This window comes from Bacillus sp. PS95 (assembly GCF_037963565.1).
Classification (GTDB): Bacteria; Bacillota; Bacilli; order Bacillales; family Bacillaceae; genus Bacillus; species Bacillus subtilis.
Genome location: NZ_CP150160.1, coordinates 2407398 through 2421158, shown reverse-complemented (window position 1 = coordinate 2421158; position 13761 = coordinate 2407398). Strand labels below are relative to the sequence as shown.

General features: G+C 47.2%; 12 protein-coding genes. 11 read left to right on the top strand and 1 reads right to left on the bottom strand.

Features of this window, described 5'->3' with window-relative positions:
- Nucleotides 1-4 precede the first annotated feature (4 nt).
- The 5 genes from NSQ12_RS12400 to prpB are packed head-to-tail and all read left to right on the top strand — an operon-like array spanning nucleotide 5 to nucleotide 5542.
- Nucleotides 5-868: a 3-hydroxybutyryl-CoA dehydrogenase gene (locus NSQ12_RS12400; protein WP_003230294.1), complete on the top strand. Its 864-nt coding sequence runs from the start codon at nucleotides 5-7 to the stop codon at nucleotides 866-868.
- Nucleotides 869-895: 27 nt separating this feature from the next.
- A complete protein-coding gene (locus NSQ12_RS12395; RefSeq protein ID WP_212058860.1) occupies nucleotides 896-2035 on the top strand; it encodes an acyl-CoA dehydrogenase in 1140 nt (379 codons plus the stop codon).
- Between the two features lie 33 nt (nucleotides 2036-2068).
- The gene (mmgD, locus tag NSQ12_RS12390; RefSeq protein WP_339174835.1) at nucleotides 2069-3187 is read left to right on the top strand and encodes a citrate synthase; all 1119 of its coding nucleotides are present in this window, start codon (nucleotides 2069-2071) and stop codon (nucleotides 3185-3187) included.
- A gap of 14 nt (nucleotides 3188-3201) precedes the next feature.
- On the top strand, nucleotides 3202-4620 hold the full coding sequence (locus NSQ12_RS12385; protein WP_080333419.1) for a bifunctional 2-methylcitrate dehydratase/aconitate hydratase: 1419 nt from the start codon (nucleotides 3202-3204) through the stop codon (nucleotides 4618-4620).
- Nucleotides 4621-4636: 16 nt separating this feature from the next.
- A complete protein-coding gene (gene prpB, locus NSQ12_RS12380; protein ID WP_163259858.1) occupies nucleotides 4637-5542 on the top strand; it encodes a methylisocitrate lyase in 906 nt (301 codons plus the stop codon).
- Between the two features lie 42 nt (nucleotides 5543-5584).
- On the opposite strand, the gene NSQ12_RS12375 is transcribed toward prpB, so the two are convergent.
- Complete coding sequence (locus NSQ12_RS12375; protein ID WP_003230304.1) at nucleotides 5585-5821, bottom strand: DUF2627 domain-containing protein; 237 nt, start codon at nucleotides 5819-5821, stop codon at nucleotides 5585-5587.
- A gap of 152 nt (nucleotides 5822-5973) precedes the next feature.
- Here NSQ12_RS12375 and NSQ12_RS12370 point away from each other — a divergent pair, with 152 nt between their 5' ends.
- From NSQ12_RS12370 to bfmBAA, 6 genes are all read left to right on the top strand, one after another.
- Complete coding sequence (locus tag NSQ12_RS12370; protein ID WP_339174832.1) at nucleotides 5974-8052, top strand: sigma 54-interacting transcriptional regulator; 2079 nt, start codon at nucleotides 5974-5976, stop codon at nucleotides 8050-8052.
- Between the two features lie 124 nt (nucleotides 8053-8176).
- Complete coding sequence (yqiS, locus tag NSQ12_RS12365; RefSeq protein WP_015251745.1) at nucleotides 8177-9076, top strand: phosphate butyryltransferase; 900 nt, start codon at nucleotides 8177-8179, stop codon at nucleotides 9074-9076.
- Nucleotides 9077-9087: 11 nt separating this feature from the next.
- Nucleotides 9088-10182 (top strand): branched-chain amino acid dehydrogenase, encoded by a 1095-nt coding sequence (gene bcd, locus NSQ12_RS12360; RefSeq protein WP_003230309.1) that lies wholly within the window; start codon nucleotides 9088-9090, stop codon nucleotides 10180-10182.
- 18 nt (nucleotides 10183-10200) lie between these two features.
- Nucleotides 10201-11292, top strand: a complete 1092-nt coding sequence (gene buk / locus NSQ12_RS12355; protein WP_029317935.1) for a butyrate kinase — start codon at nucleotides 10201-10203, stop codon at nucleotides 11290-11292.
- A 20-nt stretch (nucleotides 11293-11312) separates the two neighbouring features.
- Nucleotides 11313-12737 (top strand): dihydrolipoyl dehydrogenase, encoded by a 1425-nt coding sequence (lpdA, locus tag NSQ12_RS12350; RefSeq protein WP_147772216.1) that lies wholly within the window; start codon nucleotides 11313-11315, stop codon nucleotides 12735-12737.
- Nucleotides 12738-12758: 21 nt separating this feature from the next.
- The gene (bfmBAA, locus tag NSQ12_RS12345; protein ID WP_004398565.1) at nucleotides 12759-13751 is read left to right on the top strand and encodes a 3-methyl-2-oxobutanoate dehydrogenase subunit alpha; all 993 of its coding nucleotides are present in this window, start codon (nucleotides 12759-12761) and stop codon (nucleotides 13749-13751) included.
- Nucleotides 13752-13761 lie beyond the last annotated feature (10 nt).

Below are 13761 nucleotides of genomic sequence, written 5' to 3'. Positions count from 1 at the left end.
TTGAATGGAAATCAAACAAATCATGGTAGCTGGCGCAGGTCAGATGGGGAGCGGAATTGCTCAAACAGCCGCCGACGCGGGCTTTTATGTGCGGATGTATGATGTGAATCCAGAGGCCGCGGAGGCAGGATTGAAACGGCTGAAGAAACAGCTGGCCCGTGATGCTGAGAAAGGAAAAAGGACCGAGACGGAAGTGAAGAGCGTAATCAACCGCATTTCGATTTCTCAAACGCTTGAGGAGGCAGAGCATGCGGACATTGTGATTGAGGCTATCGCAGAAAACATGGCGGCAAAAACTGAGATGTTTAAAACACTTGATCGCATTTGCCCGCCTCATACGATTTTGGCCAGCAATACATCTTCCTTGCCTATTACAGAAATCGCTGCTGTAACAAACCGGCCTCAACGGGTTATTGGCATGCATTTTATGAATCCCGTCCCTGTAATGAAGCTGGTAGAAGTGATTCGAGGCTTGGCTACATCAGAAGAAACGGCCTTAGATGTTATGGCATTAGCGGAAAAGATGGGGAAAACAGCGGTAGAAGTCAATGATTTTCCTGGGTTTGTTTCCAACCGTGTGCTTCTTCCAATGATTAATGAAGCCATCTATTGCGTGTATGAGGGAGTGGCGAAGCCGGAGGCAATAGATGAAGTGATGAAGCTGGGCATGAATCATCCGATGGGTCCGCTTGCATTAGCGGATTTTATCGGACTGGATACGTGTTTATCAATTATGGAAGTCCTTCACTCAGGCCTTGGCGATTCCAAATACCGTCCTTGCCCGCTGCTCCGCAAGTATGTCAAAGCAGGCTGGCTTGGCAAAAAGAGCGGACGCGGTTTTTATGACTATGAGGAGAAGACTTCCTGAAGTCTATTCCATCCGGGGGTGGCCGAGTTGCATGTAACCCAAGAGCAAGTCATGATGCGAAAAATGGTGCGTGATTTTGCACGAAAAGAAATTGCTCCCGCTGCGGAAATCATGGAGAAAACGGACGAATTTCCCTTTCAGCTGATCAAAAAAATGGGTAAACACGGCCTGATGGGAATACCGGTGCCGGAACAGTACGGCGGTGTCGGTGCAGACGTTGTTTCTTATATTTTGGCGATTCATGAGATTTCTAGAATCAGCGCGGCTGTCGGCGTGATTCTCTCCGTTCATACCTCAGTCGGCACGAATCCGATTCTGTATTTCGGCAACGAAGAACAGAAGATGAAATATATACCAAAGCTCGCGTCAGGAGACCATTTGGGCGCATTTGCACTAACGGAGCCTCACTCGGGGTCGGATGCCGGGAGCCTCCGCACAACAGCAATCAAAAAGAACGGCAAATATCTATTAAACGGATCGAAAATATTCATAACGAATGGCGGAGCAGCTGATATCTATATCACATTTGCTTTAACAGCTCCAGATCAAGGCAGGCACGGGATTTCGGCTTTTATTGTTGAAAAAAACACACCCGGTTTTACCGTTGGAAAAAAAGAAAGAAAGCTGGGGCTTTATGGCTCCAATACTACGGAACTGATTTTTGATAATGCAGAAGTGCCTGAAGCCAATTTGCTTGGCAAAGAGGGGGATGGCTTTCACATTGCTATGGCGAATTTAAATGTCGGCCGGATCGGCATTGCGGCACAGGCACTCGGAATTGCAGAGGCGGCTCTTGAGCATGCCGTTGATTATGCGAAGCAGCGAGTGCAATTTGGAAGGCCGATCGCAGCCAATCAAGCCATTTCATTTAAGCTGGCTGATATGGCGACTAGAGCTGAGGCGGCAAGACATCTTGTCTACCACGCTGCAGACCTTCATAACCGCGGCCTAAACTGTGGAAAAGAAGCGTCTATGGCTAAACAATTTGCTTCCGATGCAGCCGTAAAGGCGGCGTTAGACGCCGTTCAAATTTATGGGGGATATGGCTATATGAAGGATTATCCAGTTGAGCGCTTGCTTCGCGATGCAAAGGTGACGCAAATTTATGAAGGGACGAACGAGATTCAAAGACTGATTATTTCCAAGTATTTGCTTGGCGGAACCTGATAGACAAAAAACGCAAAAACGGAGGTTGAGGATATGGAGGAGAAACAGCATTATTCTCCAGGGTTGGACGGTGTGATTGCGGCAGAAACTCATATTTCTTATCTTGACACGCAGTCCAGCCAGATTTTGATAAGAGGCTATGATTTAATAGAACTTTCTGAAACAAAAAGCTATCTGGAGCTTGTCCATTTATTGCTGGAGGGCAGGCTGCCAGAAGAAAGTGAAATAGAGACGCTGGAACGTAAAATAATCAGTGCCTCAAGCCTGCCTGCTGATCATCTCCGTCTGCTTGAGCTGCTCCCTGAGGACACTCATCCAATGGATAGTCTGCGTACCGGCCTGTCGGCACTTGCTGGCTATGATCGGCAAATTGATGATCGGTCTCCTTCCGCAAACAAAGAACGCGCCTATCAGCTTCTTGGGAAAATGCCTGCCCTCACTGCTGCCAGCTACAGGATCATTAATAAGAAAGAACCGATTCTTCCGCTTCAAACCCTATCCTACAGTGCGAATTTTCTCTACATGATGACAGGGAAATTGCCGTCTGCATTGGAAGAACAGATTTTTGACCGGTCGCTCGTCCTGTACAGTGAGCATGAGATGCCGAATTCAACCTTTGCGGCCAGGGTCATTGCATCTACACATTCAGATCTTTATGGGGCTTTGACTGGGGCTGTCGCTTCCCTGAAAGGGAATCTCCACGGAGGAGCAAACGAAGCTGTGATGTATTTGCTTTTGGAGGCAAAAACGACATCTGATTTTGAGCAGCTTCTGCAAACAAAACTGAAAAGAAAAGAAAAAATCATGGGCTTCGGCCACCGGGTGTATATGAAAAAAATGGACCCGAGAGCACTCATGATGAAAGAGGCACTGCAGCAATTATGCGATAAAGCCGGTGACCATCGTTTATATGAGATGTGCGAAGCGGGTGAGCGGCTGATGGAGAAGGAAAAAGGGCTTTACCCGAATTTGGATTACTATGCTGCCCCAGTGTATTGGATGCTCGGCATACCGATTCCTTTATATACGCCGATCTTTTTCAGCGCAAGAACGTCCGGTTTATGCGCCCATGTGATCGAACAGCATGCCAATAATCGGCTCTTCCGTCCCCGTGTCAGTTACATGGGCCCGCGATATCAAACAAAATCATGAAAGGAGCTGGTAGAATGCCGAAAACGGATCGTGTTATCGAAGAAATCACAGACTATGTGCTTGAAAAAGAGATTACAAGTGCCGAAGCGTATACAACAGCGGGGCATGTATTGCTGGATACCCTGGGCTGCGGGATCTTGGCGCTACGGTATCCGGAATGCGCAAAGCTGCTTGGCCCGATTGTTCCAGGAACGACTGTGCCCAATGGAAGCAAAGTGCCGGGAACGTCATATGTTCTCGATCCTGTGAGGGCAGCGTTTAATATCGGCTGCATGATTCGCTGGCTCGATTACAACGATACGTGGCTGGCGGCGGAGTGGGGGCATCCATCCGATAACTTGGGAGGAATCCTTGCCGCTGCTGATTATGTATCAAGAGTGAGGCTGTCTGAAGGAAAAGAGCCGTTAACAGTACGCGACGTACTTGAGATGATGATCAAAGCACACGAGATCCAAGGTGTGCTGGCGTTAGAAAACAGCTTAAATCGAGTTGGCCTTGACCATGTGCTGTTTGTCAAAGTTGCGACAACCGCTGTTGCGGCAAAGCTTTTGGGCGGCGGAAGAGAAGAAATCAAAAATGCGCTTTCGAATGCATGGATTGACAATGCAGCATTGAGGACATACCGCCATTCACCAAATACAGGCTCGCGTAAATCATGGGCGGCAGGAGATGCAACGAGCAGAGGTGTTCATTTGGCGCTGATGTCGTTAAAAGGGGAAATGGGTTATCCGACAGCCTTGAGTGCACCGGGTTGGGGGTTCCAAGACGTTTTATTCAATAAGAAAGAGATCAAGCTTGCCCGTCCGCTCGACGCTTATGTCATGGAAAATGTGTTATTTAAAGTGTCTTATCCTGCGGAATTTCACGCTCAGACAGCGGCGGAGTGCGCCGTCATTCTTCACCCGCAGGTAAAGAACCGGATTGATGAGATTGACCGAGTTGTCATCAGAACGCATGAATCCGCTATCCGAATCATTGATAAAAAAGGCCCGCTCCACAATCCGGCAGACCGTGATCACTGCCTCCAATACATTACAGCAATCGGTTTGCTTTTTGGTGATATCACGGCACAGCATTATGAAGCTGAAACAGCGAGTGATCCGAGAATAGATAAACTTCGTGATAAAATGGAAGTGACTGAAAATAAAACATATACCGAGGATTATTTAAAACCTGATAAACGTTCCATCTCAAATGCCGTTCAGGTTCATTTTAAAGACGGAACGAGCACGGAAATGGTGGAATGTGAGTTTCCCCTCGGCCATCGTTTTCGAAGAGAGGAAGCAGTGCCGAAACTGCTGGAAAAGTTTTCTGACAATCTCAAAACCCATTTTCCTGATAAACAGCACAAACACATTTATGAGCGCTGTACCAGCTATGAGACATTACAAACGATGCGCGTAAATGAATTCGTAGACATGTTCTGCATGTAAAAGGGGGATTTGTTTCATGTCGTGGATCGTCAATAAGCAATCGTCACAAGAGGAGCTTGCCGGGCGTTTCCGCAAGCTGATGTCAGCACCGGACATTCTTCAAATTCCCGGCGCCCATGACGGGATGGCCGCTTTGCTTGCGAAAGAAGCCGGTTTTTCTGCTATTTATTTGTCCGGTGCTGCCTATACAGCCAGCAGGGGGCTGCCTGATCTAGGGATCATCACATCGGCAGAAATAGCTGAACGGGCCAAAGATCTTGTGCGTGCAGCTGATCTGCCTCTGCTTGTGGATATCGATACGGGATTTGGCGGTGTCTTAAATGCCGCCCGAACAGCCCGGGAAATGCTTGAAGCCAGGGTAGCAGCCGTTCAAATAGAAGACCAGCAGCTCCCAAAAAAATGCGGACATTTAAATGGCAAGCAGCTAGTTCCGATCAAGGAAATGGCGCAAAAAATAAAAGCCATTAAACAAACGGCACCCTCCCTTATTGTTGTTGCCCGTACTGATGCCAGGGCGCAGGAAGGGCTTGATGCCGCAATAAAACGTTCAGAGGCTTACATTGAGGCGGGGGCGGACGCAATTTTCCCGGAAGCGCTACAGGCGGAGAATGAATTCCGCCAGTTTGCTGAGCGTATCTCCGTTCCGCTCCTTGCGAATATGACTGAATTTGGGAAAACGCCATATTATCGTGCCGATGAATTCGAAGATATGGGGTTTCACATGGTGATATATCCTGTCACCTCGCTTCGAGCGGCGGCAAAAGCTTGTGAGCGGATGTTTGGTTTGATAAAGGAGCACGGCTCACAAAAAGAAGGACTTCATGATATGCAGACACGAAAAGAACTGTACGATACGATTTCTTATTATGACTATGAAGCGTTAGACAAAACGATTGCCAAGACCGTTTTGCCTGACGAATAATGCAACAAAAAAAAGCCGGAGCATTCTCCGGCTTTTTTGCAGCTATCGTTTTCTGAATCGCGGGCTGACTTGATTGCGTTTTCTGTCTCTGTATAAAATGAACCCGGCCAGCACATAGAGGCCGATCGCAAAAAAGATGAATCCTGACAACCCTTGGAGCCAAAGAGCTGAAAATGGCTTGATTGTATGGCCGAAAAGTGTATCTCTCATCAGTTTAATGCCTAAAGCAGAAATAGCCCCGGGGATGACTAATATTAAAAGCGCAAGAAGTCGGCTCATCTTCAGAAAACCCCTTTATCTTTTCATTTCCTTTATTGTCCAGCGGAAAAAATATTTTGTCAAGAGAAGAAAACGTGGTAACATAGGGTTGTGCAAATTATTGCAACGGAATAAATAGGTGTGCAAATTTTTTCATACAAAGGGGTATCGGGATGCAAAAGGTACTGATAGTAGGTGCCGGCAAAAGGGGAACGGCGTTATTACATATTCTGATTAAAACAGCCATCATAGATATCATTGCCGTAGTTGACAAAGACCCCGAGGCGCCGGGATTGAAAGAAGCAGAACAGTATGGGGTTGCCGTTTCATCTGATTGGAAACCTTACATACAACAAAAACCGGATATCGTCATTCATACCACCGGCGATCAAGCCGTGTTTGACGAGCTCCTTCAAAGAAAGCATGAAGATACCATTGTCATGCCGGGAAAAATGGCATACATCGTTTTTCAGCTGATGGAAGAAAAGCAGCACCTGATTCAAATGCTAAAAGAGCAAACCTATAAATATGACAGAATTTTTAATTCGACCCATGATGGAATGATTTTTATTGATATCAATGAAGAAATCATTCTCTTTAACCATATGGCCGAAAAAATGGTTGGGAAAAAACGTGAGGAAGTCATTGGGCGCCCAATAAAAGAAGTGATTCCGAGCACTAAGATGCCGCGGATCTTAAAAACAAGAGTGCCTGAATACAACCAGAAGCAGCTGTTAGGTGATCATTTGCAAATTGTGACCACAAGGCTGCCGATTATTGATGAAGGCGGACGTCTGCTCGGGGCTCTTTGTGTGTTTAAAGATATCACTGATGCGGTCGAGCTGGCAGAGGAAGTGACCAACTTAAAGCAGGTCCGTACGATGCTGGAGGCAATTATTCAATCCTCCGATGAGGCGATTTCTGTCGTTGATGAAAGCGGCATCGGCCTGCTAATCAATAAAGCGTATACGAAAATGACGGGGCTTTCTGAAAAAGAAGTCATCGGCAAGCCTGCAAACACTGATATTTCCGAAGGCGAAAGCATGCATTTAAAGGTGCTTGAAACAAGACGTCCTGTTCGCGGTGTCAGAATGAAGGTCGGCACGAATGAAAAAGAGGTCATCGTTAATGTAGCACCGGTGATTGTGGATGGGATTTTGAAAGGCAGCGTCGGCGTGATTCACGATGTTTCCGAAATTAAAATGCTGACAGCGGAGCTTAATCGCGCCAGACAAATTATTCGCACGCTTGAAGCGAAATACACGTTTGACGACATTATCGGCAAAAGCGAGCAAATGCTGGTTGCGCTTGAGCAGGCGAAGCTCGGTGCGAAAACACCGGCAACCATCTTGCTGCGCGGGGAATCAGGAACAGGAAAAGAACTGTTCGCCCATGCCATTCATAATGAAAGTGACCGGAAATACAATAAATTTATTCGCGTGAATTGTGCAGCCCTTTCTGAAAACCTGCTCGAATCAGAATTGTTCGGCTATGAGGATGGCGCGTTTTCAGGAGCGAAGCGCGGCGGTAAAAAGGGTTTATTTGAGGAAGCGAATAACGGCAGTATTTTCTTAGATGAAATCGGTGAGCTGACACAAAATATGCAGGCCAAATTGCTGCGCGTCCTTCAAGAAAAGGAAATCGTCAGAGTGGGCGGCACGAAAGCGATCCCTGTCAACGTCAGAGTGATCGCGGCGACAAATGTAAATATTGAAAAGGCGATGGCGGACGGAACGTTCCGGGAAGACCTGTATTACCGGATCAACCGCTATCCGATCTCCATCCCGCCTTTGCGTCAGCGGTTGGAGGACATTGAAGCACTGAGCGTCAGACTTATCCAAAAGATCAACCGGGATTACGGCAGGAATGTAAAAGGGCTCTCACAGCAAGCCTTGCGCGCCTTATCTGCCTACCATTGGCCTGGGAATGTCCGGGAGCTTGAAAATGTCCTTGGACGAGCCATGATTTTTCTGAATCCGCATATGGAATGGATTGAAAAAGATCACTTGCCTGTATTCGAACTTGAGCAAAAAGAAAATGACACAGACCAGGGAACAGCTTTTGATTTTCCGGATATTGAAGGCGAAAAGCTGTCTGTCGCAGTAGAAAAATTTGAAGCACATTTGATCCAGCAAACGCTTGAAAAGCATCATTTTAACCGGACAAAAACAGCAAAAGCTCTCGGTGTCAGCATTCGGAACTTATATTACAAAATGGATAAATATGGCCTTGCAAATGAAGGCATGCAATAATTTGCAGAATAAACGCAAACATCTGCACGAATGTTTCAATATACCTGGTATGACAGCACCCTTAAGAGCTGGCATGGAACTTGCATAATAAAAGGCGGAGTCGAAACAAGAAAGGTGGTAACAGATGAAGCTGAAAGATTTAATCGGCAAAGCGTCGATACACAAAAATAAGACCATTGCGGTTGCTCATGCTGAGGATGAGGAAGTGATCCGGGCTGTAAAGCTGGCAGCCGAGCACCTATCCGCCCGTTTCTTGTTAACGGGCGACAGCACAAAACTGAACGAGCTGACATCATCCATGCAAGGGCATCAAGTGGAAATCGTCCATGCCGATACTCCTGAGGAATCGGCGAATTTAGCGGTTCGTGCTGTGCATCATAAAACAGCGGACGTTTTAATGAAAGGCAATGTGCCGACTTCTGTTTTGCTTAAAGCGGTATTGAACAGACAGGAGGGGCTTCGGTCAGCAAGTGTCCTTTCCCACGTGGCTGTCTTCGATATACCGGATTTTGACCGGCTGATGTTTGTGACAGATTCGGCAATGAATATTGCTCCTTCGCTGGAAGAGCTCCGGCAGATTTTGCAAAATGCCGTTCATGTGGCCCATGCAGTGGGGAACAATATGCCAAAAGCAGCTGCCCTTGCAGCGGTCGAAACGGTGAACCCTAAGATGGAAGCGACCGTGAATGCAGCTGCTCTAGCTCAAATGTACAAAAGGGGCCAGATCAAAGGCTGCATTGTTGATGGACCGCTTGCTTTGGATAACGCAGTTTCTCAAATTGCCGCGGCCCAGAAAAAAATTTCGGGAGACGTAGCGGGCAACGCAGATATCCTTCTCGTCCCAACAATTGAGGCCGGCAATATTTTATACAAATCTCTGATTTATTTTGCCAAGGCCAGCGTGGCGGCTGTCATTACAGGAGCCAAAGCACCGATTGCCTTAACAAGCAGAGCGGACTCTGCTGAAAATAAACTGTATTCCATTGCGCTGGCAATATGCGCATCTGAAGAATACACACATTAGGAGGAACGAACATGGAACTTTTTAAATATATGGAGAAATACGATTACGAACAATTGGTATTCTGCCAGGATGAACAATCTGGATTAAAAGCGATTATCGCGATTCATGATACAACGCTTGGTCCGGCGCTTGGCGGAACGAGAATGTGGACATATGAAAATGAAGAAGCGGCAATTGAAGATGCGCTCAGATTGGCTAGAGGCATGACCTATAAGAACGCGGCGGCAGGCTTAAACCTTGGCGGCGGAAAAACAGTCATTATCGGCGATCCGCGCAAAGACAAAAATGAAGAAATGTTCCGCGCGTTTGGCCGCTATATTCAAGGGCTGAATGGCAGATACATCACGGCTGAAGATGTGGGTACAACGGTCGAGGATATGGATATCATTCATGATGAGACAGACTATGTCACAGGGATTTCTCCTGCTTTCGGCTCTTCTGGAAATCCGTCCCCAGTCACAGCGTACGGGGTGTACAGAGGAATGAAGGCAGCAGCTAAAGCTGCTTTCGGAACCGACTCTCTTGAAGGAAAAACCATTGCTGTACAGGGTGTTGGGAACGTAGCCTATAACCTTTGCCGCCACCTGCATGAAGAAGGAGCAAACTTAATCGTTACGGATATCAACAAACAATCTGTACAGCGTGCAGTTGAAGATTTTGGCGCCCGGGCGGTAGATCCTGATGATATTTATTCACAAGACTGCGATATTTATGCGCCATGTGCCCTTGGTGCGACTATTAACGACGACACCATTAAACAGCTGAAGGCGAAAGTGATCGCAGGTGCGGCTAACAACCAATTAAAAGAGACACGCCATGGTGATCAAATTCACGAAATGGGCATCGTTTATGCACCGGATTACGTGATTAACGCGGGCGGTGTCATCAACGTGGCAGATGAGCTTTACGGCTATAATGCAGAACGTGCATTGAAAAAAGTTGAAGGCATTTACGGCAATATCGAGCGTGTACTTGAGATTTCTCAGCGTGACGGCATTCCTGCATATTTAGCGGCTGACCGCTTGGCAGAGGAACGGATTGAACGCATGCGCCGCTCAAGAAGCCAGTTTTTGCAAAACGGCCACAGTGTATTAAGCAGACGTTAAGAAATTGATCTGGAGGTTATGAAAGTGCTACATGACGAAAAACGCATTCTCACAATTAATCCAGGCTCAACTTCAACGAAAATCGGTGTTTTTCATAATGAAAGAAGCATTTTTGAAAAAACATTGAGACACAACATAGAAGAGCTGCAGCGATTTGACCGAATTATTGATCAGTATGAATTTCGTAAAAACCATATTCTCGAAACGCTTCATGAACAGGGAATCAATATCTCAAAGTTTGATGCAGTCTGTGCAAGAGGCGGCCTTCTCCGGCCAATTGAAGGCGGGACCTACGTAGTGAATGATGACATGATTGAGGATTTGAAAAGCGGCTACGCCGGTCAGCATGCTTCTAATCTCGGCGGCATTATCGCGCGGGAAATCGCTGATGGCCTGAATATCCCTTCGTATATCGTCGACCCTGTTGTCGTAGACGAAATGTCAGTGCTTGCGAAAGTTTCAGGCATGCCTGAAATTGAACGGAAAAGCATTTTCCATGCGTTAAACCAAAAAGCTGTCGCTCGTAAAGCGGCAGCCTCCCTTGGCAAACGATATGAGAACATGAAAATGATTATTACCCATATGGGCGGAGGTATTACAATTGGCGTTCATGACCGCGGGCGAGTGGTAGATGTCAATAACGGCCTGCACGGCGAGGGACCATTCAGTCCTGAACGAGCAGGAACAGTGCCTGCGGGAGATCTTGTTGATCTATGTTTTTCAGGGGAATATACAAAAGAAGAAATCATGAAAAAGCTTGTTGGCACCGGCGGACTTTTAGGCTATCTCGGTACAAATGATGCAGTAAAAGTGGAACAGATGATTCAGGGGGGCGATGAAAAAGCCCGCTTCATTTATGATGCCATGGCATATCAGGTAGCAAAGGAAATCGGGGCAGCCAGCGCGGCGTTAAAAGGCGAAGTTGAAGCGATTGTGCTGACGGGAGGCCTTGCGTACGGCAAAAGCTTTGTTTCTGCTATCAGATCATACATAGATTGGATTTCAGACGTTTTAGTCTATCCGGGTGAAAATGAACTGCAGTCTCTTGCCCAAGGGGCGCTCAGAGTATTGCAGGGCGAAGAGCAATCCAAACAATATCGTATTGAATAGACAGACAGGAGTGAGTCACCATGGCAACTGAGTATGACGTAGTCATTCTGGGCGGCGGTACCGGCGGTTATGTTGCGGCCATTAGAGCCGCTCAGCTCGGCTTAAAAACAGCCGTTGTGGAAAAGGAAAAACTCGGAGGAACATGTCTGCATAAAGGCTGTATCCCGAGTAAAGCGCTGCTTAGAAGCGCAGAGGTATACCGGACAGCTCGTGAAGCCGATCAATTCGGGGTGGAAACGGCTGGCGTGTCCCTCAACTTTGAAAAAGTGCAGCAGCGTAAGCAATCCGTTGTTGATAAGCTTGCAGCGGGTGTAAATCATTTAATGAAAAAAGGAAAAATTGACGTGTACACCGGATATGGACGTATCCTTGGACCGTCAATCTTCTCTCCGCTGCCGGGAACAATTTCTGTTGAGCGGGGAAATGGCGAAGAAAATGACATGCTGATACCGAAACAAGTGATCATTGCAACAGGATCAAGACCGAGAATGCTTCCGGGCCTTGAAGCGGACGGTAAGTCTGTACTGACTTCAGATGAGGCGCTCCAAATGGAGGAGCTGCCACAATCAATCATCATCGTCGGCGGAGGGGTTATCGGTATCGAATGGGCGTCTATGCTCCATGATTTTGGCGTTAAGGTAACAGTTATTGAATACGCGGATCGCATATTGCCGACTGAAGATCCAGAGATTTCAAAAGAAATGGAAAGTCTTCTTAAGAAAAAAGGCATCCAGTTCATAACAGGGGCAAAAGTGCTGCCTGACACAATGACAAAAACATCAGATGATATCAGCATACAAGCGGAAAAAGACGGAGAAACCGTTACCTACTCTGCTGAGAAAATGCTTGTTTCCATCGGCAGACAGGCAAATATCGAAGGCATCGGCCTAGAGAACACCGATATTGTTACTGAAAATGGCATGATTTCAGTCAATGAAAGCTGCCAAACGAAGGAATCTCATATTTATGCAATCGGAGACGTAATCGGTGGCCTGCAGTTAGCTCACGTTGCTTCACATGAGGGAATTATTGCTGTTGAGCATTTTGCAGGTCTCGATCCGCATCCGCTTGATCCGACGCTTGTGCCGAAGTGCATTTACTCAAGCCCTGAAGCTGCCAGTGTCGGCTTAACCGAAGACGAAGCAAAGGCGAACGGGCATAATGTCAAAATCGGCAAGTTCCCATTTATGGCGATTGGAAAAGCGCTTGTATACGGTGAAAGCGACGGTTTTGTCAAAATCGTGGCGGACCGAGATACAGATGATATTCTCGGCGTTCATATGATCGGCCCGCATGTCACCGACATGATTTCTGAAGCGGGTCTTGCCAAAGTGCTGGACGCAACGCCGTGGGAGGTCGGGCAAACGATTCACCCGCATCCAACGCTTTCTGAAGCAATTGGAGAAGCAGCGCTTGCCGCAGATGGCAAAGCCATTCATTTTTAAAAGCATAAAGGAGGGGCTTGAATGAGTACAAACCGACATCAAGCACTAGGGCTGACTGATCAGGAAGCCGTTGATATGTATAGAACCATGCTGTTAGCAAGAAAAATCGATGAAAGAATGTGGCTGTTAAACCGTTCTGGTAAAATTCCATTTGTAATCTCTTGTCAAGGACAGGAAGCAGCACAGGTAGGAGCGGCTTTCGCACTTGACCGTGAAATGGATTATGTATTGCCGTACTACAGAGACATGGGTGTCGTGCTCGCGTTTGGCATGACAGCAAAGGACTTAATGATGTCCGGGTTTGCAAAAGCAGCAGATCCGAACTCAGGAGGCCGCCAGATGCCGGGACATTTCGGACAAAAGAAAAACCGCATTGTGACGGGATCATCTCCGGTTACAACGCAAGTGCCGCACGCAGTCGGTATTGCGCTTGCGGGACGTATGGAGAAAAAGGATATCGCAGCCTTTGTTACATTTGGGGAAGGGTCTTCAAACCAAGGCGATTTCCATGAAGGGGCGAACTTTGCCGCTGTCCATAAGCTGCCGGTTATTTTCATGTGTGAAAACAACAAATACGCAATCTCAGTGCCTTACGATAAGCAAGTCGCATGTGAGAACATTTCCGACCGTGCCATAGGCTATGGGATGCCTGGCGTAACTGTGAATGGAAATGACCCGCTGGAAGTTTATCAAGCGGTTAAAGAAGCACGCGAAAGGGCACGCAGAGGAGAAGGCCCGACATTAATTGAAACGATTTCTTACCGCCTTACACCACATTCCAGTGATGACGATGACAGCAGCTACAGAGGGCGTGAAGAAGTAGAGGAAGCGAAAAAAAGTGATCCCCTGCTTACTTATCAAGCTTACTTAAAGGAAACAGGCCTGCTGTCCGATGAGATAGAACAAACCATGCTGGATGAAATTATGGCAATCGTAAATGAAGCGACGGATGAAGCGGAGAACGCCCCTTATGCAGCTCCTGAGTCAGCGCTTGATTATGTGTATGCGAAGTAGGGAGGAAGAA